The sequence below is a fragment of the Kibdelosporangium phytohabitans genome (assembly GCF_001302585.1).
GTDB classification, from domain to species: Bacteria; Actinomycetota; Actinomycetes; order Mycobacteriales; family Pseudonocardiaceae; genus Kibdelosporangium; species Kibdelosporangium phytohabitans.
Genome location: NZ_CP012752.1, coordinates 7,359,935 through 7,384,464, shown reverse-complemented (window position 1 = coordinate 7,384,464; position 24,530 = coordinate 7,359,935). Strand labels below are relative to the sequence as shown.

The window sequence follows — 24,530 nt, the reverse complement described above, 5'->3', positions numbered from 1 at the left end:
TCGGCTCTCATGAAATGGGGTGAGCAAGCCGGTGACGGTGACGGTGATCGGTGTCGACGGCAAGACGCTGCCCGCGGGCGCCTCAGCCGCGTTGGACGAAGCTGACCTGGTGGTCGGCCTGCGGCGGCAGCTGGACGCGCACGCGCCGGAGCGAGCCCGCACAGTCGAGCTGGGGTCGATCGAGTCTGTCCTCACCGACCTGACGGTCGCCGCGCACGCGGTGGTGCTCGCCGACGGCGACCCGGGGTTCTTCGGCTTGGTGCGCACCCTCAGAGAGAACAACGTACGGCTGACCGTGCTGCCTGCGGTGTCAGGCGTGCAACGGCTGCTGGCCGGGGTCGGACGCCCGTCGGACGACGTCACCGTGGTGAACGCCGACGACGGGAACGCTGGGCGGGCGGTGAACGTGTGCCGGGCGCGGCCCGCGGTGGCCGTTCTCGGGATGGGCCCCGCTGAGCTGGCGCGCGAACTGCGCGGCTGGCGGCGGACCCTCGTGGTCGCCGAGGACCTGGGTGGCCCGGACGAGAAGGTGTCCACTGTGGATGCCGGTGAGGCCGGGACCCGGACCTGGCGCGACCCGAGCGTCGTGCTGTGCCTGGCGGAGGCGGAAAGAGTGCCGCCGCGCGGGTGGATCGCGGGCGCGCAGCCGCTCACCGGTGGCTGGGCGTTGCCGGAGGACGAGTTCGCGCACCGCGACGGCTTGGTGAGCTCAGCCGAACTGCGGGCGATCGCCTTGGCACGGCTGGCACCGGCGCCGGGAACGCTCGTGTGGGACGTCGGCGCGGGCTCGGGAGCGACAGCCGTGGAATGCGCCCGGCTCGGCTCCGCTGCGCTGGCCGTCGAACGGGATCCGATGCAGTGCCTGCGGATCCTCGCGAACTCCAGCAAGTACGGCGTCGACGTGCGGGTCGTCGAAGCGGAGTTGCTCGCCGCGATCAGTGGCTTGCCGAAGCCGGACGCCGTGTTCATCGGCGGCGGAGGCGAGGCGGTCGTCCGTGCCTGCACGACCGTCGAGGCGTCCCGCGTCGTGGTGGCGCTGGCATCGATCGACCGTGTGGCCCCGACTCGCCAGGCGTTGCAAGCGGCAGACTATCGTGTGGACGGCTGCCAGTTGAGCGCCGCGCGGTTGGCTGAACACTCCGACGGCGCGACACGTCTGGCAGCGGTTGATCCGGTGACTGTGGTTTGGGGCGTGCGTTGATCGGTCTGTTCGCGGCGACGGCTGAGGGCAAGAAAGCAGCCGCCTCGCTGGCGCTGGGACCCGATTCGGTTCTGGTGGACGGGCCGGTGAAGCCGGGTCTGCGGCGGTTGTGGCCGTCGCTGGGCTCGGCGGTGCTGTTCATGGGTGTGGGCGCGGCCGTGCGGCTTGTGGCGCCACTGCTGCAAAGCCAGCGCGAAGACCCCGGGATCGTCTGCGTCCACCACGGTTTCGTCGTCGCGCTGACCAGTTCGAGCAACATGCTCGCCACCGAGATCGCCGAAGCGCTGAGCGCGACCGCGGTGCCCACGTCGGACTACGTCGGCGCGTCACCGCTCGACGAGATCGTCGAAGCCCTGGACACGGCGGTCGACGGCGACATCGTCGCGTGCGGCGCGGCCGTGCTGGCCGGTGACGAGATCCGCCTGCTCAACCCGTTGGGCTTCGACCTGCCGGACCTGCCGCCGAACCTGCAGCCGGACAACTACGGTACCGAGTGGACAGTGCTGATCGACGACCGCCTGCCCAAGTTCCTGCGCAAGGGCAAGGTGCTGCGGCTGATCCCCAAGACGCTGGTGGTCGGCGTCGGATCGAGCCGCGGCGTGACGCAGGAAGCCGTGACGGCGGCGCTGGCCCTGCTGGAGTCCGAACACGAACTCGACCCCCGTGCCGTGCGGTCGTTCGCGACCATCGACGTGAAAGCCGACGAGGCCGGAATCCAGGACGCGGTGGCCGACTGGGGTTTCTGGCACGGCGAGGACGGCGGCTTCACGCCACCGCTCACCATCCACAGCGCCGCGCAACTGGCCGCGGTGGACGTCCCCAACCCCAGCGCCACGGCCCAGACCGAGGTCGGGACCGCGAGCGTCGCCGAGGCCGCGGCCCTGCTGACCGCACGGGAACTGGGCGGCCGTGTCGAACTGGCCGCGCCGAAAACCAGCAGCGCGAACGTCACCGTCGCCGCTGCTCGTGTTCTCCCCGGCTAGGCAGTGACCTGAGCAGGACGGCTGCGATGGTGAGCTCGGCCCGGTAGTGGGCGGCGGCACGTGCAGGCCCTTGTTCACGCAGTAGGCAACCTGGTCGTCACGTTCGGTACAGGTGATCGTGCGCCTCGCTGGTGTAGTGCTCGGCGCGACATCTTGGCCGACACGGCCACCCGGACCCCTGTCCAGCAACGGCAACAACAACTGTGCCTTGCCACGGCCTGGCACGGGGATGACCAGCGCCCGCATCGGCAGGCCGCCATCGTCGCCCGCCACGGGTGTTGGCGGGGACAGCGGCTCGATCAACGCCCACGCCCGATCCGTCAGCTCACCCGCGAACAGCAGAGACTCAGCTCAACCGCCTACAGGATGCTGGCTAGGCGTTCGTTGTGCCGCTATAGGTGCGTCTGCTGGGCAGCACGGTCATGGTCAGGTCGGATTCACCGCTCACGTCGAGCATCTGCTGAGTGACGGCGAACTCCAGCGTCCTGCGGACTTCCTGCTCGGTGGTCAGCGCGCGCTCGGCGAGCCACGCGAGACTGGCCGGACGTCCGGACAGCCACCCGGCCACGGAAACCAGGTCCGCCGCGAACCGCCCGTACTGGCTGTGGTCGCTCTGTGAGTCCAGTTGGGACACCAGCTCGGCGGGGAGCTCCAGCACGTCCTTCGCAAGCGGTTGCGGCCGCACTGTGTGGTATCGGCCGTCGTAGGTCAGGACACCGACGGTCGCGAGCATGTCGAGCAGTTTCCGCCGAGTCAGCTGACCCGTGACGCCCAACTGGGTCGCGAACAGCGTGAACCAGGCTTCGTCGGCCAACGGTTCGTCCAGCCAGTCCGCCGGGCGGTGGTGTGCTACCGCCCACTCGGTGATCTGATCGGACGTGGCGCCGTCATCGTGGGAAACGGACACCACGTACGGCAGTTCCCAGCCGTGGAAGCCGAGGATCGTCGTCCAGCCGCCCACCGGGCCGGACACCGCGGGCCGGCTTCGTTTCGACCAGCGCGGCGGCTCCGTCACCGGGGACGGCCAGAACTGCAGGCACCAGGCGCGGCCACGGCGGGCCACCCGCACCCGATGTGGCCCGGGCCCGCCCAGCGACAGGTCCGGGTCCATCATCGACCCGGTCATGCTCGTCGTGCCGAGCACACCGGCAGGGGACTGGTACGGCGTCTCAGCGAGATCGTCCCAGTCCCCGCCGGGTGGTGGCGCGGAGTCGTGGTACTCCAACCGAAGCGTCTGGCGCTCGTCGCTCGCGGACGCCTGCAGCCAGCCGTGGCCCGCCCGCACGAACGTCCCGCACGGCGAAGCGTTCGACGCGCCCTCGAGCAACGCCGGATCACCCGGCGGCCACTCGTCCCGATCGTGCAGGTCACGGAGCACGATCGTGCTGTACTCCGGCAGGTACTCGTCGTCTTCGTAGGACCGCAACAGCGTCATGCGCCGAAGCTAGCGGACACCACCGACAACCGGTCCCGGATCACGCGGACAGCGTGCCGTTGTCCGAGATGTACTTGCCGTTGGGCCGCCAGGTCTTCTTGTCGAGGATCGCGAACCGCTTCGCCTGGTCGTCCCACTTGGCGAACAACGGGAAACTGGCCGACTTGTGGGCGCGGTAGACCATCACGATCTCGTTCACCTTCTGCATCGCTCCCGCGCCGAGGATCACGCTGTGCTGCAAGGCGTTCGTGCGGCGGGCACGCAGGTCGAGCTCGTCGCACATCACCTCCGCCTCGCCCTTCGCGCGCTGTGCCCGGCCCGAGACGCCGTAGCGGACCTTCGGCGGATCGGTCTTGGCCGCGCTGATGTCGAGCAGTGTCGTGTGCATGTCGCTGCCCTGCGCCAGCCTGATCCCGGTGAACCTGCTGCTGATCTCCCGCCTGCGCTTGGCGTCGGGGGAGGTCAGTTGCATGACGGCGGCGAAGACCTGCGCGTCCGCCTCGGTCGGCACCGGCATGAACAGCACGATGCTGTCCTTGTACGGCTTGAGCTGGGCCACGATCGACACACTGTCACCGGTTCCGTCGAGCAGCGTGGCGCTCAGGTCGTGCAGGCCTTTCTCGTTCTTCTTGCTCGCCCCGGTTTTCGGGTCGTCGAAGTTGTCGGGGTTCATCCGTTCGGCGATGCCGTCCTTGCCGCGGTCCAGTTTGATCTGCCGGTCCCACGACCGGTCCGCGCGGTGTGCCTTGTTGCGGATGCCGAAGCTGCCGCCCATCACCGAGGACGACCCGATCTGCCTGCCTGTCATGCGGTTGCCCGTGAACGCCGCCGCCCACGTCTCCGCGGCCTGGCGGGTCTCCACGCCCCGCCACCACTCCTCGACGCAGTCCTTGCGTTCGGCCCAGGTGGTGCCCCGGCCGCCGAGCAGTTCGAGGCCTTTGGCCAGCAGCCGCTGCTCGGTGGCCTGCTGCGCCTCGGCGCGGGCTTTCAGCTTCTGCGCCTGCTCCTCGATCCAGCGCGGGTCGGACCGCTTGACGATCTCGTCGGCGATCGTGGCGACGTCCCGGCGCGGGGCGTAGGGATCGCTGCCCCTGGCGAGGATGTCCTTGAGCTCACGCAGTTCGCCCAGCGACAGGTCGTCCGTCGTCGGTTTGTACTGCGTCATCAGGATGACCTGGTCGGGGTCCATCTTCTCGTCGCCCGTGCCGACGAGTGCGAGCAACCGCGCCTTGTCACCCGCAAGGACCCCGCGTTGCCACCCCGGGCCGTTGATCTTCATCCGCATCGCCTCCAGTACCGGCAGTCCGTGCCGGGAGGTCGGCGCGAAGCGAAGGTGCGTTACGCACCCTTCCGGTAAAGACTCCAGTCGGATGACACGCTCATCGGCCCGTCCACCGCGGTTTGCGGCCGTCGGTCCACGCCGCGTAGAACTCAGCGTGATCAGCGGACTTCATCAGCAACGCCTGGGTGATGGCCTCCAGTTCGATCGCCGAACCGAGGTCCATGTCCAGCTCACGGGTGAGCAGGACCTTCGTCGTGGAGTACGCCAACGCCGGCCCGGACGCCAACCGCGTCGCCAGTGCGCTGGTCTCGGCGGCGAGGTCAGCGTCGGCCACGACCTTGCTCGCCAGGCCGATCGACGACGCCGTTGCCGCGTCGACCTTGTCGCCGAGCAGCAACAACTCCGTCGCCCGGCCGAGCCCGACCAGGCGGGGCAACAGGTACGCCGATCCCATGTCGGCGCCGGCGAGGCCGACCTTGGTGAACAGGAACGCGAAGGACGCCGACTGCGCCAGCAGCCGGAAGTCACTGGCGAGCGCGATCACCGACCCCGCGCCCGCCGCGATGCCGTTCACCGCCGCGATCACCGGCAACGGGCACTCCCGCAACGCTTTCACCACCGCGCCGGTCATCCGCGTGAACTCGAGCAGCTCCGCCGGGTCCATCTCGCGCAGTTCGCCGATGATCTCCTCGACGTCACCGCCCGAGCAGAAACCCCTGCCCTGCCCGGCGATCACGAGCACGCGGGCGTCACCCCGGTGCGGCAGTTCGGCGATCAGGTCACGCAGGTCGGCGTAGACGTCGAACGTGAGCGCGTTCAGCTTCTCCGGGCGGGAGAACGTCACCGTCGCCACGCCGTCGGCCACCGCGAAGCCGAAGTGTTGCCAGTCCTCGGTGATCCGCGCGGATGCCCGGAAAGCCATCAGGTGTCTCCTTTCAGGGCGCGGCGATCCAGTTTGCCCGACGCCGTTTTCGGCAGCGCGGGCACGAATCGCACGTCCCTCGGGTACTTGTGCGGTGCCAGCCGGGAGCGGACGAAGTCCTGCAGTTGCCCGGCGGTGACCTCGGTGGCGGTGACGACGAACGCACGCGGCCGCGTCAGCCCGTTCTCCTGGTAGCCGACCACCGCGCATTCCACGACGGCGTCGTGGGCCAGCAGGCAGTTCTCGATCTCGGCGGGCGCCACCCAGACGCCGCCCACCTTCAGCAGGTCGTCGGCTCGTCCCCGGTAGTGGAAGAAGCCGTCGGCGTCCTTCGTGACCAGGTCGCCGGACAGCACGGTGTGCGGGCGCGGGAACGTCTCGGCGGACTTCTCCGGCGCGTCCCAGTACTCCAGCGCCACTGTCTCGCCGGTGATCTCCAGCCTGCCCGGTTCGCCGTCCGGCACCGGGTCGCCGTCCAGGCCGACCACCCGTGCCCGGTAGCCGGGCACGACCTGGCCGAGGCTGCCTTGCCGGGACTCGCCGGGCCGGTTGGACATGTAGATGTGGTACGCCTCCGACGACCCGATCCCGTCGAGCACCTCGACGCCGAACGTGTCCATCCACCGCCGGTACAACTCGCCGGGCAGCGCCTCACCCGCTGACGTGCACAGCCGCACCGAGCTGAAGTCCTGTTCGGACGCCAGCGGGTGCGACACCATCGCGCTCATCATGGTCGGCACGTTCACCAGGATCGTCGGCCGGTGCGCGGCGATCAACTCGAACAGCGTCTCCACGGTGCTGCGCTCGGGGAACACGATCCCGGCCGCGCCGACGCCGAACGGGAACAGCGCGGTCATGTCCCGCGCGTACCCGAAGAAGAGCTTCGGCACGGGAAGGACCACATCGGACGGTTGGATGTCCAGCACGCCGCGTGCGTACCAGGAGAAGCTCAGCAGGGGGCTGCGGGCGGCCAGCACGCAGGCCTTGGGCGCGCCCGTGCTGCCGGTGGTGAACTTCCAGATCGCCACGTCGTCCTTGGTGGTCGGCGCGGCTTCCAGCGTGGACGACTTGCCGTCGGTGAACTCCGGCGAGAGGACGACGAGGTTGGTGGCTCCCGCCTCACGCATCTTCTCGGCCGTGGTGTCGTCCGCCAGCACGACCACGGGCTGCACGTAGTCCAGGAAGTACTTGTAGTCCTTGACTCGGAGGTAGGTGTACACCTCCGCGGTGACGGCACCGATCTTCTGCGCGCCGTACCAGGCCGCCACGAAGTCCGCACCGTCGCTCAACGCCAGCAGTACGCGATCGCCTTGCCGTACACCGAGGTCCAGGAGAGCGTTGCCCATCTTGTTGACCAGCTCGGCGAGCTCACCGTAGGAAACCGGGCCGGACGACGTGAGCAACGCGGTGCGCTCGGGAGGATTGCGGTCGACGAAGTACGACGCGATGTTGAACGACGCGGGAATGTCGTCGTACCGCATCAGACCTCCCCGATGAGTTCGAGCACCATGTCCACCAGCACGGCGTAGGTCCGTTCGCCCTCTTCGGCGGTGGCCGCCGCGGGGGACCCGCAGTACGCCTGGTCCATCCCCATCGCGACGAAATCCGCCTGCCCGTTCGCCATCGCCGACGGCATGTCCACCCGCAGCGGGTCCAGCGCGGCCATCTGCTCCTGGTCGACGAGGTCGGGGCGGGACGCGAGCACCAGCGAGGTCTCGTACTGCCCCGCGTGGCACGAGCCGGACTGGAACTCGGCCGTCAGCCGGGCCGCGTTCTGCCGGCGCACCAGATCCAGGTACCGCACGCCCGCGTCCTTCGTCGCCCGGCGCAGAGTGGTCACGTGTTCGGGCTCGAAGTGGTTGTTCACCACGACGATCTCGGTGAACCCCTGGCTGGTCAGCGATCCGCAGACATCCGTGACGAGCGCGTGCAGCGTCTCCTCGCTGACGTGCACGGCGCCTGGGAACGCCGAGGCGTAGCGGGTCACGCCGTAGGGCAGCGGCGGCAGCACGAGCGCGCGGACCGACGGGTGGTCGGCGAGCCGCTTGGCGACGCGTTCGCACACGTCGATGGAGATCATCTGGTCGGTGCTGAGCGGGGCGTGCGGGCCGTGTGGCTCGATCGCGCCGACCGGCAGCAGCAGGACGGGGCGTCGTGTCGCCGTCAACAGCCCTGCGACCTGCGGCGAGGTCAGCTCGGCGAAGGAAAGCACCCGGGAAACTTTACGGTTGACCGCGCTGATGAGTCAACTATGCTCGGCGGCATGCCCGAAGCTCCGCAGGACCTGGTGATGACGCTGCTCGGCGCGCATCTGCGGCCGCGCGACCGTCAGGCGTGGTCAGGCGGACTGGTCGAGCTGCTCGGCGAGTTCGGTTTCTCCGCGGGCGCGGCACGGGTGGCGCTGACCAGGCTGGTGCGCAGGCAGCTGCTGGCCAAGGTGAAAGACGGGCGATTGGTGCACTACACCGTCACGCCCCGCAGCGCCGCCGTGTTCGAGGAAGGCGACACCCGGATCTTCGCGCTCGGCACCGCCGAACCGCACAAGACACAATGGACAGTGCTGTGGCACGCGATTCCCGAGGACGAGAAGGTGGCGCGCACCAGGCTGGTCCGCCGGCTGCGGTTCCTCGGCTTCGGGCCGGTGCAGGACGGTACGTGGATCGCGCCGCACGACCGGGAACGCGAGGTCGCCCAGCTGCTGCGGGACCTCGGCGTGCAGCGGTACGCGGGGCTGCTGCTCGGCGGTCCGGCCGCGTCGCTCGACTTCGGCGCGTTCGTGCGCCGGGTGTGGGATCTCGACGACCTCGCGGAACGATATCGCGCATTCGTCGAACAATTCGGCGCGCACGATCCCGATCGCCTGTCCGACCGGGCGGCATTGCTGCTCAGAACGCGCGTGACCCACCAGTTCCGGCAGTTTCCATTCGCCGATCCGGAATTGCCGTCCGATCTCGTGCCACCGCCCGCTCACCGCGCGGACGCCGTGCGGTTGTTCCACGATCTCTACTCCGCGCTCGCCCCAGCGGCGATGCGCCATTTCGACGAGGTGATGAAGCCTTGACCGGCGACCACGCTGCCCTGACGTACTCATCCTATTTGGCGCTCGACGAGATACTCGGCGCTCAGCGGCCGCGGTCGGACGAGCACGACGAGATGCTGTTCATCGTCATCCACCAGGTGTACGAACTGTGGTTCAAACAATTGCTGCACGAATTCGCCCGTGCGCAACAGGTCCTGGCCGACGGCGAGACCGCGCACGCGCTGCACACCCTGCGCCGGTCGCTGACCATCCTCAAGGTCGTCGTCGCCCAGATCGACGTGCTGGAAACCATGACACCGCGCCAGTTCACCAGCTTCCGGGCGAGGCTCGACGCGTCGAGCGGGTTCCAGTCCGCCCAGTTCCGCGAGGTGGAGGCGGTACTCGGCCGGCGCGATGCCCGGGTGTTCGGCCACTACCCGGCCGGTGAGCAGCGCAGCCGGATCGAGGCCGCGATGAACCGACCGTCCCTTTTCGACTCGTTCATGACCTACCTCGCGCTGCACGACTACGACGTACCGGCCAAAAGCCTGCATCGTGACGTTTCCGCGCCGCTGGAGCCGTCGGCGGAACTGCAGCGGGTGCTGTTGCGGGTCTACCAGGACGACGCGGGGGAGGCGCAGATCTGCGAGCGGCTGGTCGATCTGGACGAAGGCGTGCAGGAATGGCGGTACCGACACGTCAAGATGGTGGAACGCGTGATCGGCCACAAGGTGGGTACCGGTGGTTCGGCCGGAGCCGATTACCTGAAGACCACGCTCTTCACGCCGACTTTCCCCGACCTCTGGGCTGTCCGGAGTGAACTGTGAGTGACAACGGACCGTGCCTTGCGTCGCATTATTCACACTTTCGAGTGACGGAACGGCTGTTGCTGACCGGACACTCTCACCAAGCGTGGCCGGATGTCGCGCTGGACGGGCAGATCGAAGCTTTCCACGACGCGGCACGGGAAGCAGACGAGAAGTGGGGCCGCGCGTTCGCCAAGGCCGACCGGCTGCGCGACGGTTTCCGGCTGTTCATGGGCGAACCCGCCGCCGCGGTCGCGCTCGGGCAGAACACGCACGAACTCCTGCTGCGTTTTCTGTCCAGTCTGGACCTGCGGGCCAGGCCGCGACTGATCACATCGGACGGTGAATTCCACACACTCCGCAGGCAGCTCGGCCGGTTGGCCGAGGAGGACGTCGACGTGGTGCGGCTGCCGTCGGCCCCGGCGGACACCCTCGCCGAGCGGATGGCCGACGCGCTCGACGACCGGACCAGCGCCGTGCTCGTCTCGGCCGTCCTGTTCGAGACAGCCAGAATCGTGCCAGGACTGGACTTCCTCGCCGACGCGTGCCGGGCGAGGGGCGTCGAGTTGCTTGTGGACGCTTACCACGCGCTCGGCCCGGTCCCGTTCTCGACCGGGAACATACCCCACGCGTGGGTGGTGGGCGGAGGATACAAGTACCTCCAGCTGGGCGAAGGCAACTGCTTCATGCGGCTGCCACCGCACGCCGACACCCTGCGGCCGGTGATCACCGGCTGGTTCGCGGAGTTCGCCGAACTGGCCGCCCACCACGACGGTAGCGTCGGCTACCCGCTCGGCGAAGCCAGGTTCGCCGGGTCGACCTACGACCCGACCAGCCACTACCGCGGCGCCAGGGTGTTCGACTTCTTCGCCGAACAGGGCCTGACGCCGGACGTACTCCGTCAGGTCGCGCTGAACCAGGTCAGCCTGCTGGCGTCGCTGTTCGACCAGATCGGCGCGGCGGACGACCTCATCACGCGCGACCGCGCACCCGTGGAGAACTTCGGTGGCTTCCTGGCTATGCGCACGCCGCATGCGCAACGGCTCCAGGCCGGACTCGCCGCGAAAGGCGTACTGGCCGACAGCCGCGGCGGGTACCTCAGGTTCGGTCCGGCCCCGTACTTGTCCGACCGGCAGCTGGAATCCGCCATGGGAACGCTCGCGGACCTCCTCCACCAGCACTGACCCACGCAACCACGGCGGCCGTTGTTGTGCGGCGTGGGACGGAGGTGGTCGTCGGGGCGCGGGTGGCAGATGTCAGTCGGATCCGAGCAACCGCATGGCGCGCAGCGAGATCTCCATCCGGAAGCGGTCGTCTGGATCGGTGAGCCGGTCGCCGAACAGCGCCTCCAGCTGGTGCAGGCGGTAGCGGACCGTCTGCGGGTGCACGTTCAGCCGGCCGGCGATCTCCGGTGCGCTGCCGCTGGTTTCCAGCCACGCAAGCAGTGTCTCGCTCAGCCTGGCGCGTTGCTTGACTGTCAGCCCGGCGAGGGGACGCAGGGTGCGCTCGGCCAGTTCCCGTGCCAGGAACTCGTCGCTGAGCAGCCACAGCGTGGACAGGTGGTCCTTGCTCCAGAGCACCGGCTCGTCGGGCAGCAGGCCGCGGTTGACGAACGTCAGCGCGCGCCTGGCCTGCCGCAGCGAAGTCGGCGCTTCCGACAACGCGACCTGCGGCCCGATCACGGCACGCCAGCCGGGCAGCTGCTCGCGCAACGACCGCAGCTGCTCGTTGCCGGCCGCCATCAGCAGGCACGGCTCGGCTGCTTCGAAGTCCTCGAGCACGGTTTCGTCGAACGACGGGAGGTCGAAGTCGTCGTCGGTTCGTTCCAGCGCGACGACCACGACGTGCTCCGGCACGGTCCACGCCGCCGACGCGGCGAGTTCGGTGACGCTCTGCGATGAGACGGGCGGTTCGGACAGCAGCAGTTCCAGCAGGCGCCTGCGTCTGCGTTCCAGCGCGCCCGCCGCGCGTGCCTGCGCCGAGGCGAAGCCTTCCAGCGACAGCACGGAGATCTCGTCGACGTAGTCGAAGACAGCCTCGGCGAGGTGGCAGATCGTCACCGTCGGAAGGTTCACCGACTGGCCGAATTCGGCGATCCGGCGCCACGCCACCCGTGCGCCGATCCGGTAGGCGCTCTGCAGCGTGTCCACACTGCGTCCCTGCGCGACTTCGAGCCTGCCGAGGTGGCGGAAGAGTTTCGCGCGGTCCTCGCGGGACGTCGCCGGGTCGGCGAGCCGGTCGATGAACTGGGCGATCGCCTCCTCGACGCCGCCGGTCACGATCGTGCCGAACGGGCCTTCGAGCAGCCGCGCGTACTCCGGGATGGACCGGCGGATCTCCTGCACGATCGCGACGGCCACCTCGTTGGCGCGCGGGCGGAACATGGTCGCCAGTTCGCGGGGGAGCGTGGCCCAGACGCGTGTCGCCGCCGCCGCGGACCGCGGCGGCAGTAAGGAGTCCAGGCGCTGCGGAGGCACGGTCGTTGTCCTGCGGGCACCCGGTTCAGTCACGGCGTCGTCCTTTGAGCGGCAACAGAAACCTGTCGTATCGTCGGTGATATCGCCCAATCTTTATAACTCGCGCACTATATTTTGACGCCACCTTTGCTGTCAACGGCTCACCGGACCCCGCCGCACGTCGTGAAGCCCATTCGGTCGGACGTCCGCGCACTTGTCACCCACGTGACAACTTTTGTTCCTGGTGCTGTCCTCCGGTGGACAAGCCTGGGCTGAACGGCAGCCTGTGGTCTACTCCACTTCGGCCGGTGCGCAGGAACGTGACAAGTGGGTCTTGTGATTTCCGCAACCCGATGACAAGTTTCACGGAGTGGATCAGCTTGTCTGACAACCTCTTGTTACCCGTGAGTCAACCGAAGTAACCTACTCGGCGGTAGGTCTGCCGCGTGAATCAAAGCCACCTGTTCTCGTTCGCCCTGTCGACGAGAGCCCGAGGAGGTAGGTAAATGAGACGCAGTGCCGCCGTTGTTGCCGTCGCTGCTTTGGCTGCTGGTGCGTTCGTAGCCAGCGCACAGGCAGCCACCGCGTTAGGAGAGGTGACCAAGAACCTCACTTACAGATGTGCCTTCCCGCTGGTCGGCCAGCAGGATGTCGCCGCGACCGTGAAGATCACGATCCCGGACAGCGGTACCACCGGTGTCCGAATCGTCAATAGTGACCTCAAGATCACCGCTACTTTGAGCGTTCCTATTGTGAATGCTTTGCGCTCGTTCCAGACGGCCACAACCGAAGGTACCGCCACCGCGGATGTGGACGCCGCTTATGACGGCAAAAACATGACAATCGGAATTCCCGGTCTGAAGGTCGCCAAGCAAAATGTGCCGCCTGCCGGTTCGACGCCGGGCACGATGCCGGTCGACATTCAGGGTCCGACGCCGAGTCTGATCGTTTACAAGGCGGGCACGGTCAGCCTCGCGGCCGGCGCCGTTTTCACCGCGAAGATCGACACCCGGAAAGCGGATGGCACGCCGACCGCTCTCGGCATCCTGAATGTTCCCTGCACGGTGAAGACGACCACGCCGCCGCAGGACCGTTCTCTGGCCTCGGTCCCGGTCACCGGCAGCAATGTCACCCCGCCGTCGACGGGTACCGCGCCGTCGCAGCCGTTCGACAAGACGCTGACCTACAACTGCACCTTCCCCGAGGTCGGTGCGGTGAACGTTTCCGGCAGGGTCCAGGGCACGATTCCGGCTACCGGAACGGTGAACAGCCGCGTGCAGCCGACAGCGAGCATCGCGGCCACGCTGCCCGCGACGGTCGTGGACGCCCTGCGCAACCACGGCGCGGCAACGGTCGGGGGCAAGGCCGTCGCTGACGTCACCAACTCCTACAACGGCACGTCGATCGCCATCGGCATCCCCGGCACGGTTCCGTCCACGAACGTGCCCGCCTCCGGTGATCTGACCGCTCCCATCTCGCTCAACACCCCCAGTGTCGCCGTCGGTGCCGCTGGAACACTCGCCCTCGGTGCCGGTCCGCAGTTGAACGGCACGTTCACCCCGCTCAAGGCCGACGGCACGCCGACCGACCTTGGCACCTTCAACGCCCCGTGCACGCTGAACCCCGGTCAGGACGCGGGGCTCGGCGCGATCGTGTTCAGCTGATCGAGCACCAGCGGCGGCGTGGCCACCGGAGAACCTCTTTCCGGGGGCCACGCCGCTCAGCCGTCGAAGTTCCGCCGCGCAGCACAGGAGTCACCTTGTCGCACCGAAAACGTGCCGGTCTGGCCGTGATGTTGGCGGCGGTGACGATCGCCGCGCCACCGACGATGGTCACAGCGGCCGGAGGTGACCAGGTCGCGGCGGAAACCCGTGTGGTCAAACCGATCCGCGCGACCTGCGACATCGACCCGGTCGGCGACCAGGCGATCACGGCCGAGCTCGCGCTGACGCTGCCCGCGACCGTGCCGACCGCGACCCCTGTGCAGCCGAAGGACGTCAAGCTCAAGGTCACGTTCCCGGCCGGGACAGTCAAGGCGCTGAAGGAAAAACTGGTCTCGTCCATCGAGGGGATCATGGGCGTCCAGGTCAAGTCCGGTGACAGGGTGCTGGCCGCGACCGGGCAACTGCCGTCGACCACGCTGCCCGCCGAGGACGGGGACGTCGTCGTCGAACAGGCGCTGAAGCCCGGCACCGAGTTCAAGACCGACAAGCCCGGCAAGCTGGTCCTCACCCTCGGCGCGCTGGAAATGCTGCTGGTGCAGCCCAAGACGCGGGAAGAGGACCCGGGCAAGCCGGTCGCTCCCGCCGGGTGCGTGCTGGAGCAGGGACAGGACACCGCACTCGGGACGGTCGTGGTGCTCAACCCGCCACCGACCACAGTCACCACGTCGAAACCGTCCACTTCGGCCAGTGGCCTGCCCACCGCGCCCGGCGCGTCGCCGCAGAGTCCGCAAGGGACGCAGCGCCCGACCGTCCGGGACAAGAAGCCGCAGCGCAACGCCGCCGAAGAGCCCGAGTTCTGCAAGGACGTCCCGCCCGACGCGTACAACTTCTGGGTCTACTACCCGCTGTCGGGCCGTGCGGACGTCCGCAAGCTCAAGGGCCACATCGACTTCGGGCCAGGATACCTCAGCTCGCAGCTGTACTTCTGGTGGGAGATGAACGGCGAGGAGATGGTCGACTGCGGCGCCGTGTTCGGCGACCTGGTCTGGCCGCCCGCCCCCGGCTCGTTCGTCACGTTCGGCTTCGTGCCGGTGACCGCCACCGCCACGGTCATCCCGGTCGGCCGCGCGGAGGGCCGGGTCAAGAACGGCGTCTTCACCGGCTCGGCCAAGACCGATCTCAAACTCAGCGACAGCAAGGTCAACGGCACCCCGCTGCCGGTCGGCGACAAGTGCGTGACCGCCGAGCCCACGGTGATCAACCTGAAGTCCAAGCCGGAGGAGTGGACGATCTTCGACGGCGGCATCATGGAAACCGACATCATCATCCCGCCGTACTCCGGCTGCGGGGTGACCGAGGACCTCGACCCGTTGCTCACCGGACTGATCTCCGGGCCGGGCAACCACCTCAAGCTCACGTTCGGCGCACTGGTCAACTGCGACCCGCCGGACCAGAAGTGCGTACCGCCGTCGCAGAGGAGGCGGTAAGCCATGGCCGCACCGCAGTTCGCCACGCGTGGCCTCAACGGCCTGCGTGAGGTCGGCAGGCTCTGCTCGCTCGGTCTCGAAGTGTTCCGGATGACCTTCCGGCGGCCGGTGCAGTTCCGCGAGTTCATCCAGCAGTGCTGGTTCATCATCTCGGTGACGATCCTGCCCGCCGCGCTGGTGGCGATCCCGTTCGGTGGCGTGATCGCCCTGCAGCTGGGGTCGCTGACCAAGCAGATCGGCGCGCAGTCGTTCACCGGATCGGCGAGCGTGCTCGCGGTGATCCAGCAGGCCAGCCCGATCATCACCGCGCTGCTGATCGCGGGCGCGGGCGGCTCGGCGATCTGCGCCGACCTCGGCTCGCGCAAGATCCGCGAGGAGATCGACGCGATGGAGACGCTGGCCGTCTCGCCGATCCACCGCCTGGTCGTGCCGCGCGTGTACGCGTCGGTCGTGATCTGCGTGCTGCTCAACGGGATGGTCAGCGTGGTCGGCGTGCTCGGCGGCTACTTCTTCAACGTCATCCTGCAGGGCGGGACACCCGGTGCCTACCTGGCCACCTTCTCCGCGCTGGCGCAGCTGCCGGACCTGTGGATCAGCGAGATCAAAGCCGTGATGTTCGGCTTCATCGCCGGGGTGGTCGCGTCCTACCGCGGCCTCAACCCCAAGGGCGGCCCGAAGGGCGTCGGCGACGCGGTCAACCAGGCCGTGGTGATCACGTTCCTGCTGCTGTTCTTCCTCAACTTCGTGCTGACCACCATTTACCTGCAGGTCGTTCCGCGGAAGGGGCTGTAGCGATGGTGATGGAACGCCAGCTCGACCAGTTCGGCAAGCTGGGAGACCAGCTATCCTTCTACGCCAAGGCGTTGCTGTGGATCCCGCGCGCGTCGCGGCGCTACCTGCGCGAGATCGTCCGGTTGTTGTCCGAGGTCAGCTTCGGCAGCGGCGCGCTGGCGGTGATCGGCGGCACGATCGGCGTGATGGTCGGCATGTCGGTGTTCACCGGCACGGTCGTGGGCCTGCAGGGCTTCTCCGCGCTGAACCAGGTCGGCACGTCGGCGTTCGCCGGCTTCCTCTCGGCGTACTTCAACACGCGCGAGATCGCGCCGCTGGTCGCCGGGCTCGCCCTGTCGGCCACGGTCGGCGCCGGTTTCACCGCCCAACTCGGCGCGATGCGGATCTCGGAGGAGATCGACGCGCTGGAGACGATGGGCGTGCCGAGCCTGCCGTACCTGGTCACGTGCCGCGTGGTCGCCGGGTTCATCGCCATCATCCCGCTGTACGTGATCGGCCTGCTGACCTCGTACCTGGCGGCCCGCACGATCACGGTCGAGTTCTACGAGCAGTCAGCCGGTACCTACGACCACTACTTCACGCTGTTCCTGCCACCGGAAGACGTGCTCTGGTCGTTCCTCAAGGTGATCGTCTTCAGTGTCGCGGTGATCCTGGCGCACTGCTACTACGGCTACCGCGCCGCGGGCGGCCCCGCGGGCGTCGGCCTGGCGGTCGGCCGCGCGGTGCGCTGGTCGATCGTGACGATCAGCATCCTCGACTTCTTCCTCAGCCTGGCCATCTGGGGCACCGAGACGACGGTGAGGATCGCGGGATGAGCAAGGAACGCCACCAGCTGACCAGCATGCGCCTGCTGGGGCTGCTCTACGTGGTCATCGTGGCGAGTTTTCTCACGCTGACCGTGGCGATCTACGCCGACGCCTTCTCCGACGACCCGACGGTCACCCTGCGCACCAGCCAGGTCGGCAACCAGATGTCGGCCGACGCGGACGTGAAACTGCGCGGTATCAACGTCGGCCGGGTCCGTTCGGTGGAAAGCCACGGCGACGGCGCGGTTCTGACGTTGACGATGAACCCCGAGTCGCTCGACCGGATCCCGGCGAACGTGACCGCGCGGCTGCTGCCCAAGACGCTGTTCGGCGAGCGCTACGTCAGCCTGACGTTGCCGGAGCACCCGAGCGGCAAGCTGGCGGGTGGTGACTGGATCAACCACGACAAGTCGGCGGCGGGCGTGGAGATGGAACAGGTTCTCAACAACCTGTTGCCGCTGCTGCAGTCCGTCCGGCCGGAGAAGCTCTCCGAGATGCTCACCGCGCTCTCGCAGGCGCTGGACGGGCGCGGTGCGAAGCTCGGTGACACCCTCGTCCAAGTAGGACAGTACGTCGGCGAGCTCAACCCGCAGCTGCCGCAGATCAAACAGGACATCAGCCGGTTCGCCTCGGTCGCGGACACCTACGACGCGGCGGCGACCGACTTCCTGCAGGCGTTGTCGGACTTCACCGTGACCAGCAAGACCATCGTGGACCAGCGCACCTCGCTGCTCACCCTCTACAACGCGCTCGGCACCGCGAGCAACGACATGACGAAGTTCCTGACGACCAACAAGAACACCATCATCAAGCTCGCCGACGAAGGCCGGGGCACGCTTGAGCTGCTGGCCAAGTACGCGCCGCAGTACGCGTGCATGCTGACCGCGGTCGCGGACTTCAAACCGAGAGTGGACAAGGCGTTCGAGGGCGGCGGGCTGCACGTGGACCTGAAGGTCCAGCCCGCGAGGGGCAAGTACGTCTCGCCGCGCGACGACCCGAAGTACGGCGACAAGCCGGGACCGCGCTGCTTCGGGCAGGCCGCGCCCGCGTTCCACCCGGCCGCGCTGGACCCGTTGCCGAACTCGCCCGCCGAACGGGACGCGCTCGGCGTGATGCTCGGTGACGACATGCCCGCGTGGGGCAGCCTGCTGGTCGGTCCGCTGTACCGGGGCGCGGAGGTGACTGTCCGATGAGGGGACTGGTCGCACCGCTGCTGAAAGTGATCGTGTTCGCGATCGTCACGGTCGCGTCGACCGGCCTGCTCGGGCTGACCATCGCGAACGTGGACCTGCGGCCGTCGTACGACTACTCGGCCAGGTTCGCCGACGTGACATCCCTGTCGGTCGGCGACGACGTGCGCATCGCCGGGGTCCGCGTCGGCCAGGTGGAGACGATCGACCTGGTGGACAAGCGCGTGGCCAAGGTGGCGTTCACCGTCGACGCGCGGCGCGAACTGCCGGCGTCGGTCACGGCGACCATCAAGTACCGCAACATGATCGGGCAGCGCTACATCTCTCTGGAGCGCGGTGTCGGCCCGGTCGGCGGGATCCAGGAACCCGGTACGGAGATCCCGTTGCAGCGCACCAAGCCGGCACTCGACCTGACGGTGTTGTTCAACGGTTTCAAGCCGCTGTTCCAGGCGCTGTCGCCGGACGACGTCAACAAGCTCTCGCACGAGATCATCCAGGTGCTGCAGGGCGAGGGCGGCACAGTGGAGAGCCTGCTGCGGCACACCGCGTCGCTGACGTCGACACTGGCCGAGAAGGACCAGGTGATCGGCGAGGTGATCGGCAACCTCAACCAGGTGCTCGACACCGTCAACGAGCACAGCGGGGAACTCGGCGGCCTGCTCACCACGTTGCAGCAGTTCGTGACCGGCTTCGCCAAGGACCGCCAGCCGATCGGCGAGGCGATCAGCTCGCTCGACGAGCTGGCCGGGGCGACCGCGGGCCTGCTCGAAGACGGGCGGGCGCCGCTCAAGGACAGCATGACCGCACTCGGGCAGGTGGCGAAGAACCTGGCGGACAACGAGAAAACCGTCGACCAGGCACTGAAGAACCTGCCGGTGAAAATGGAGTCCATCGGCCGGACAGTCAGCTACGGCTCGTGGCTGAACACGTTCCTGTGCTCGGCGCAGACCGGGACACCGCTGCCGATGCCGATGGCCGCCGGCATTCCCGTGACCCAGCCGAGGTGCAAGTGATGAGGTCGTTCCAGGAACGAAACCAGGCGGTCGTCGGCGCGGTCAGCATCGCGGTGCTCAGCCTGATCGGGCTGACCGCGTTCTACTCCGACGACCTGCCGATCATCGGCGGCGGCCGGACGTACACCGCGCAGTTCACCGAGGCGGCCGGGCTGATCTCCGGCACGGAGGTGCGCGCGGCGGGCGTGAAGATCGGCACGGTCAAGGAAGTGGACCTGGAAGGCGACCACATCAAAGTGCGGTTCCGCGTCAAGGACGCGTGGATCGGCGACAAGAGCACGGTGGCGATCCGGATCAAGACCCTGCTCGGCTCCAAGTACCTCTCGGTCGACCCGCAGGGCGACGCCGAACAGGACCCGGGCCAGCCGATCCCGATCGGCCGCACGGCCTCGCCGTACGACATCAACCAGGTCTTCGACCAGTTGGCCACCACGGTCACCGAGATCGACACGAACAAGCTCGCCGAGTCGCTCGGCGTGCTCGCCGACACGTTCCAGGACTCGCCGAAGGAGATCCGCTCGGCGCTGGAAGGCCTGTCGGCGCTGTCGAAGACGATCTCCACGCGCGACCAGGAACTGGCCAAGCTGTTCGCCAACACCCACGAGATCAGCAAGGTCTTCGCCGACCGCGACGCGCAGGTGGAGAAGCTGCTCAAGGACGGCGAACTGCTGCTCGGCGAGATCAGGAAACGGCGTGACTCGATCAGCTCGCTGCTGGCCGGGACGCGTGAGCTGGCCGCGCAGCTGTCGGGCCTGGTCGCCGACAACACCGCGACCCTGCGGCCCGCACTGCAACAGCTGGACCGCGTCAACTCGATCCTGCAACGCAACCAGGACAACCTGAACCGGAGCCTGCAGATGGCCGGCCCGTACTACCGGCTGCTGGGCAACGCTGGCGGCAACGGCAGGTGGCTGGACATGTACGTGTGCGGCCTGGTCGCGCCGGTCGGCTCGCCGCCGGACACCGATCCGGCCAACGGGAACTGCATTCCGCCGAAGGGGTCGAAATGACACGGGGACTGCGGGCTCTGACCATCGTCTCGGTGGTCGCGCTGGTGCTGACGGCGGTGACCTACCTGGTCTTCCGGCCGTCCGGCGGGACGAGGATCACCGCGTACTTCAACACCGCCGTCGGCCTGTACGAAGGCTCGACCGTCCGGATACTCGGGATCCCGGTCGGCACGGTGGACGAGGTCACCCCGGCGGGCAAGCAGGTGCGGGTGGAGTTGTCGGTCGACTCCGACCGGGCGATCCCCGCCAACGCGTCCGCCGTCGTGGTGGCGCCGAGCCTGGTCAGCGACCGGTTCGTGCAGCTGTCACCCGCGTACGCCGGTGGCGCGCGGATGGAGTCGGGCACGGTGATCCCGGTCGAGCGGACCATCACCCCGGTCGAGCTCGACGACCTCTACAAGAGCCTCAGCCGGCTGTCGACCGCGCTCGGCCCGGACGGCGCCAACTCCAAGGGCGAACTGTCCAGGCTGCTCGACGTGATGGCCGCGAACACCAAGGGCAACGGCGCGCTGATCGGGGAGACGATCAAGCAGTTCGCCGACGCGTCACGGACCCTCGCCGGCGCCAAGGACCAGCTCTTCGGCACGGTCGAGGGCTTGCAGAGGTTCACGACCATGCTGGCGCGCAACGACTCCACCGTGGTCAAGTTCACCAACCAGCTGCGGGACGTGTCGGCGTCGCTGGCCGCCGACCGGGCCGACCTCGGTGGCGCGCTGGCCGAACTGGCCGGTGCGCTGGAGAAGGTGCGGGGGTTCATCAAGGACAACCGGGCCGCGTTGAAGTCCAACGTGGACAAGCTGACCGGGATCACGAAGGTGCTCGTGGACCAGCGCAAGTCGTTGGCCGAGGCGATCGACGTCGCCCCGAACGCGGTGATGAACCTGTCGGACGCGATCAACCCGCGGACCGGTGCGCTGGAGACACGCACACTCCTGCTGGAGTACTACGACCCCGGCTCGATGGTCGCGTGCAACGTCGCGCCTGTGAGCGCTGCGAACTCACAGAAGTGCCTTGAGCTCAAGCCCGGTACGCAGAGCGACGGGCCGGCGCTGCCGCTGCCCGCGATGGGCCAGCAGTACAGCGCGGGAGGCAAGTGATGCGCGCGCTCGTTCTGGCGGCGGTGCTCCTGCTGGTGGCCGGTTGCGGCGCGGGCGGGTTCAACGGCGTGTACAACCTGCCCTTGCCCGGTGGCGCCGACCTCGGTGACAGCCCGTACCGCGTGCGTGTGCAGTTCGCCGACGTGCTGGACCTGGTGCCGCAGTCCGGCGTGAAGGTCAACGACGTCCCGGTCGGCCGGGTCGACGCGATCGACGTCGGCGGCGACGGCTGGACGGCTGAAGTCGTCCTGCTGGTCAACGGTGACGTGGCACTGCCCGCCAACGCGCTGGCCTCGGTCCGCCAGTCCAGTTTGCTCGGTGAGAAGTTCGTGGAGCTGCGAGCGCCTTCCACACCCACGGGCCGGCTGCGGGACGACTCCGTGATCCCGGTGGAACGCACCAACCGCAACGCGGAGATCGAGGAGGTCTTCGGCGCGTTGTCGTTGCTGCTCAACGGCGGCGGCGTCGGCCAGTTCCAGCAGATCGCCCGTGAGGTCAACAACGCGCTGGACGGCAACGAGCAGGGCCTGCGCAGCCTGCTGTCCAACATGGACACGTTCGTCGGCGAGCTCGACAGCCACCGCAACGAGATCACCAGGGCGCTGACCAGCCTGAACCGGCTCGCTTCGACGGTGGCCGCGCAACGCGGCCGGATCACCGGGGTGCTGACCGACCTCGGGCCGGGGATCTCGGTGCTCAGCCAGCAGCGGGAACAGCTCGTCGGGTTGCTGAAGTCGCTGGACACCCTGTCGAAGGTGGCCGTGGACACGGTGAACAAGTCCAAGGACGACATCGTCGCGGACTTCAAGGCGCTCGCGCCCACGCTGCGCGCGCTGGCCGCGGCGGGGGAGAAGCTGCCGCAGTCGTTCGAACTGCTGCTGACCTACCCGTTCACCGACAAGGCGGCGCAGGCGATCAAGGGCGACTACCTGAACGTGTTCATCGAACTGTCCCCGGTCGTCTACGACCCCGAGGCACCGGTCGTGCCGCTGCGGCCGATGGACCCGCCGGTCGGCACACCAGGAGGCCGCTGATGCTCAGTCGTCGGATCAAGCTGCAGGTGGCGATCTTCCTGGTGATCGCGCTGGTCGGCGTGAGCTACGTCGGCGCCAGCTACGCCGGGCTGGACCAGCTGTTGGGCGGGCGCGGGATGGCCGTCACGGCGAGGATGCCGGAGTCCGGCGGGCTGTTCACCAACTCCGAGGTCACCTACCGGGGTGTGCGGGTCGGGCGGGTCGGGCCGATGCGGCTGACCGACGACGGCATCGAGGCCGAGCTGCGGCTCGATCCCGGAGCACCCGAGATCCCGGCCGACCTGGTCGCGGTCGTGGCCAACCGCTCGGCGGTCGGCGAGCAGTACATGGACCTCAGACCCCGCCGCGACGACGGGCCGTACCTGCGGGAGGGGTCCGTGATCACCGGCGTGCACCTGCCGATGCCCGTGCAGTCCGTGCTGTCCGATTTGGACAGCCTGGTCAAGTCGGTGCCGATCGACTCGCTGCAGACGGTGGTCGACGAGCTCAGCGACGCGTTCCGCGGCCGTGGCAACGACCTGCGGGCGCTGCTGGACAACCAGGCCGATTTCGTCAGGACGGCGTCGCAGTACCTGCCGCAGACCAAGGACCTGATCACCGACAGCGGTACGGTCCTGCTCACGCAGGAGCAGCTGTCGTCGTCGATCACCGGCTTCAGCGAGGACGCCCGGCTGCTGGCCGGCCAGCTCAGGAAGTCCGACGGTGACCTGCGCAGCCTGATCAAGGCGACACCGGGGGTGTCGGCGGAGGTCACCGGCCTGCTCAGGGAATCCGGCACCGAACTCGGTGTGGTGCTGGCCAACCTGCTCACGCCGGCGCAGATCTTCGCCAGCCGCGGCCCCGCCTTCGAGCAACTGCTGGCCAGCTACCCGAAAGCGGTGGCCGACGGCTACCGCATCATCGGCCCGAACGGCGAAGGCAACACGGCGCTGATCCTGAACTTCTACGACCCGCCGCCGTGCCGCAAGGGCTACGAGAGCACGACCTACCGGCCGGGCAAGGACATCAGCCCCGCGCCGTTCAACACGAACGCGCATTGCGCGTTGCCGTACGGCAACGCGAGTTCGGTTCGCGGATCGCAGAACGCGCCCAAGGGCGGGCCGGTGCCCGACCCGCCGCCGATGGTCGCGCTCAGCCCCGCTCCGCAGGGCCCGACAACGCTCACCCAGGTCCTCGGAGGTGGCCGGTGAAGGTGTTCACAATCGTCCTCGTGACCGTCGCGGCGGTGTTCGCGGGCTGGTCCGGCTGGATGTGGCTGCGGTCGGCGAACGCCGCCGACGCGTACGCCGACACCCGCCAGGAAGTGCTCAGAGTCGGCGAGCAGGGCATCGCCAACCTGACCACTTTGGACTACCAGCGCATCGACGATGGACTCGACCGCTGGCTGGAGTCGTCGACCGGCACGCTGCGCGACAGCCTGTTGCAGAGCCGCGACGACAGCCGCAAACGGCTCGAAGAAGGCAAGTCCACCACCGTCGGCAAGGTCGTCGACGCGGCGGTGACCGATGTGGACAACGACAACGCCCAGGTCATCGCCGCCGTGGAGATCACCGTCACGCCGCAGGGCGGTGAGGCCGCGGTCCGGCGCAACCGGTTCGAGGCCGGACTGAACCGGACCGGGTCCGGCTGGAAGCTCAGCTCGCTGCGGGCAGTGGAAGTGGGTGCGCAATGACCGTGAAGCAGCAGAAACCGGCTCGCCGGGTCAAGGTCGCCGGGCACAACCGCCGGTCACAGCCGAAGCCGTCGGCCGTCGTCGATGTCGAGCCGTCCGAGTCGGCTGAGCCGTCAGAGCCGGTCGAACCGCAGTCCGACGACACCGACCTGCTCGACGACGAGGTCGGCGAGCCCGCGCCGCCGCGGCCGAGGTACCCGCTCGTGCTGGTGATCGTCGCGGCTGTGCTGGCCGGTGCCGGGGTGTTCTTCCTGGTGAAGTCCTCGACGGCCGGGCCCGGCGTGGACACCAAGGCGATGACCGAGGTGAACGGCCAGGTCAAGGCCGGGCTGGAGAAGATCTTCTCGTTCAGCTACGACAAGATCGATCCGAACGTGGCGCGGGACGTGCTGGCCGGGTCCGCGGTCGGCGAGTACGACAAGCTGATCGAGCAGGTCCGCAAGGACGCGCCCGCGCAGAAGCTGGTGCTGGCCACGCGGGTGACGACCACCGGCGTGAAGTCGCTCGACGGTGACCGGGCCGAACTGCTGGTGTTCCTCGACCAGGTCGCCACCCGCGTCGACACCGGCAAGAGCAACGGCTCGGCCGCCGCGCTGAGCGTCACCGCGGAAAAGCAGAACGGCGCCTGGCGCATCGTTTCCCTCATCCCCCGCTGACCCGA

The 24,530-nt window shown here is 68.3% G+C and carries 23 protein-coding genes; 17 read left to right on the top strand and 6 right to left on the bottom strand.

The window, feature by feature from the left end; translation table 11 throughout:
- The first annotated feature begins 19 nt into the window (after positions 1–19).
- Both AOZ06_RS33210 and AOZ06_RS33205 read left to right on the top strand, forming a co-directional pair.
- The gene (locus AOZ06_RS33210; protein WP_236951824.1) at positions 20–1,201 is read left to right on the top strand and encodes a bifunctional cobalt-precorrin-7 (C(5))-methyltransferase/cobalt-precorrin-6B (C(15))-methyltransferase; all 1,182 of its coding nucleotides are present in this window, start codon (positions 20–22) and stop codon (positions 1,199–1,201) included.
- Positions 1,198–2,184, top strand: a complete 987-nt coding sequence (locus AOZ06_RS33205) for a cobalamin biosynthesis protein (protein WP_169799014.1) — start codon at positions 1,198–1,200, stop codon at positions 2,182–2,184. The genes AOZ06_RS33210 and AOZ06_RS33205 overlap by 4 nt, the downstream gene beginning before the upstream one ends.
- Positions 2,185–2,557: 373 nt before the next feature.
- On the opposite strand, the gene AOZ06_RS33200 is transcribed toward AOZ06_RS33205, so the two are convergent.
- From AOZ06_RS33200 to AOZ06_RS33180, 5 genes are all read right to left on the bottom strand, one after another.
- A complete protein-coding gene (locus AOZ06_RS33200) occupies positions 2,558–3,619 on the bottom strand; it encodes a DUF6042 family protein (RefSeq protein WP_054292997.1) in 1,062 nt (353 codons plus the stop codon).
- A gap of 40 nt (positions 3,620–3,659) precedes the next feature.
- Positions 3,660–4,904 (bottom strand): hypothetical protein, encoded by a 1,245-nt coding sequence (locus AOZ06_RS33195; protein ID WP_054292996.1) that lies wholly within the window; start codon positions 4,902–4,904, stop codon positions 3,660–3,662.
- Positions 4,905–4,998: 94 nt separating this feature from the next.
- Positions 4,999–5,826 (bottom strand): enoyl-CoA hydratase family protein, encoded by an 828-nt coding sequence (locus AOZ06_RS33190; RefSeq protein WP_157233860.1) that lies wholly within the window; start codon positions 5,824–5,826, stop codon positions 4,999–5,001.
- Positions 5,823–7,304 (bottom strand): benzoate-CoA ligase family protein, encoded by a 1,482-nt coding sequence (locus tag AOZ06_RS33185; protein WP_054292994.1) that lies wholly within the window; start codon positions 7,302–7,304, stop codon positions 5,823–5,825. Before AOZ06_RS33185 ends, AOZ06_RS33190 begins: the two co-directional genes overlap by 4 nt.
- Positions 7,304–8,035, bottom strand: coding sequence for a creatininase family protein (locus AOZ06_RS33180; protein WP_054292993.1), 732 nt, complete (start codon positions 8,033–8,035; stop codon positions 7,304–7,306). Before AOZ06_RS33180 ends, AOZ06_RS33185 begins: the two co-directional genes overlap by 1 nt.
- A 51-nt stretch (positions 8,036–8,086) precedes the next feature.
- Between AOZ06_RS33180 and AOZ06_RS33175 the strand changes: the two genes are divergently transcribed.
- Genes AOZ06_RS33175 through AOZ06_RS33165 form a run of 3 tightly spaced genes read left to right on the top strand, consistent with a single transcriptional unit; the run spans position 8,087 to position 10,832 of the window.
- Positions 8,087–8,884, top strand: coding sequence for a PaaX family transcriptional regulator (locus AOZ06_RS33175; RefSeq protein WP_157233398.1), 798 nt, complete (start codon positions 8,087–8,089; stop codon positions 8,882–8,884).
- Positions 8,881–9,669 carry a tryptophan 2,3-dioxygenase gene (locus tag AOZ06_RS33170; RefSeq protein WP_054292991.1) on the top strand — a complete coding sequence of 263 codons (789 nt, stop codon included), beginning with the start codon at positions 8,881–8,883 and terminating at the stop codon, positions 9,667–9,669. The genes AOZ06_RS33175 and AOZ06_RS33170 overlap by 4 nt, the downstream gene beginning before the upstream one ends.
- A 44-nt stretch (positions 9,670–9,713) precedes the next feature.
- Positions 9,714–10,832, top strand: coding sequence for an aminotransferase class V-fold PLP-dependent enzyme (locus AOZ06_RS33165; protein WP_236951823.1), 1,119 nt, complete (start codon positions 9,714–9,716; stop codon positions 10,830–10,832).
- A 72-nt stretch (positions 10,833–10,904) separates the two neighbouring features.
- On the opposite strand, the gene AOZ06_RS33160 is transcribed toward AOZ06_RS33165, so the two are convergent.
- The gene (locus tag AOZ06_RS33160; RefSeq protein ID WP_236951822.1) at positions 10,905–12,158 is read right to left on the bottom strand and encodes a PucR-like N-terminal domain-containing protein; all 1,254 of its coding nucleotides are present in this window, start codon (positions 12,156–12,158) and stop codon (positions 10,905–10,907) included.
- 542 nt (positions 12,159–12,700) lie between these two features.
- On the opposite strand from AOZ06_RS33160, the gene AOZ06_RS33155 reads away from it, so the two are divergent.
- The 12 genes from AOZ06_RS33155 (at position 12,701) to AOZ06_RS33100 (ending at position 24,525) form a co-directional block, all read left to right on the top strand.
- A complete protein-coding gene (locus AOZ06_RS33155; protein ID WP_054292989.1) occupies positions 12,701–13,768 on the top strand; it encodes a DUF6801 domain-containing protein in 1,068 nt (355 codons plus the stop codon).
- Positions 13,769–13,863: 95 nt separating this feature from the next.
- Positions 13,864–15,255, top strand: a complete 1,392-nt coding sequence (locus AOZ06_RS33150) for a DUF6801 domain-containing protein (RefSeq protein ID WP_157233397.1) — start codon at positions 13,864–13,866, stop codon at positions 15,253–15,255.
- Between the two features lie 3 nt (positions 15,256–15,258).
- Complete coding sequence (locus AOZ06_RS33145) at positions 15,259–16,047, top strand: MlaE family ABC transporter permease (protein ID WP_054292987.1); 789 nt, start codon at positions 15,259–15,261, stop codon at positions 16,045–16,047.
- A gap of 2 nt (positions 16,048–16,049) precedes the next feature.
- Entirely contained in the window at positions 16,050–16,862 is an 813-nt protein-coding gene (locus tag AOZ06_RS33140) for an MlaE family ABC transporter permease (protein ID WP_054292986.1), read from the top strand.
- Positions 16,859–18,046, top strand: a complete 1,188-nt coding sequence (locus AOZ06_RS33135; RefSeq protein WP_054292985.1) for an MCE family protein — start codon at positions 16,859–16,861, stop codon at positions 18,044–18,046. The genes AOZ06_RS33140 and AOZ06_RS33135 overlap by 4 nt, the downstream gene beginning before the upstream one ends.
- A complete protein-coding gene (locus AOZ06_RS33130; protein ID WP_054292984.1) occupies positions 18,043–19,056 on the top strand; it encodes an MCE family protein in 1,014 nt (337 codons plus the stop codon). The genes AOZ06_RS33135 and AOZ06_RS33130 overlap by 4 nt, the downstream gene beginning before the upstream one ends.
- Positions 19,056–20,066: an MCE family protein gene (locus AOZ06_RS33125; RefSeq protein ID WP_054292983.1), complete on the top strand. Its 1,011-nt coding sequence runs from the start codon at positions 19,056–19,058 to the stop codon at positions 20,064–20,066. Before AOZ06_RS33130 ends, AOZ06_RS33125 begins: the two co-directional genes overlap by 1 nt.
- Positions 20,063–21,163: an MCE family protein gene (locus AOZ06_RS33120; protein WP_063810158.1), complete on the top strand. Its 1,101-nt coding sequence runs from the start codon at positions 20,063–20,065 to the stop codon at positions 21,161–21,163. The genes AOZ06_RS33125 and AOZ06_RS33120 overlap by 4 nt, the downstream gene beginning before the upstream one ends.
- Positions 21,163–22,197 carry an MCE family protein gene (locus AOZ06_RS33115; protein ID WP_054292982.1) on the top strand — a complete coding sequence of 345 codons (1,035 nt, stop codon included), beginning with the start codon at positions 21,163–21,165 and terminating at the stop codon, positions 22,195–22,197. Before AOZ06_RS33120 ends, AOZ06_RS33115 begins: the two co-directional genes overlap by 1 nt.
- Positions 22,197–23,387, top strand: coding sequence for an MlaD family protein (locus AOZ06_RS33110; RefSeq protein ID WP_054292981.1), 1,191 nt, complete (start codon positions 22,197–22,199; stop codon positions 23,385–23,387). Before AOZ06_RS33115 ends, AOZ06_RS33110 begins: the two co-directional genes overlap by 1 nt.
- Complete coding sequence (locus AOZ06_RS33105) at positions 23,384–23,869, top strand: hypothetical protein (protein ID WP_054292980.1); 486 nt, start codon at positions 23,384–23,386, stop codon at positions 23,867–23,869. Before AOZ06_RS33110 ends, AOZ06_RS33105 begins: the two co-directional genes overlap by 4 nt.
- Entirely contained in the window at positions 23,866–24,525 is a 660-nt protein-coding gene (locus AOZ06_RS33100) for a hypothetical protein (protein WP_054292979.1), read from the top strand. Before AOZ06_RS33105 ends, AOZ06_RS33100 begins: the two co-directional genes overlap by 4 nt.
- The last annotated feature ends 5 nt before the right edge of the window (positions 24,526–24,530 follow it).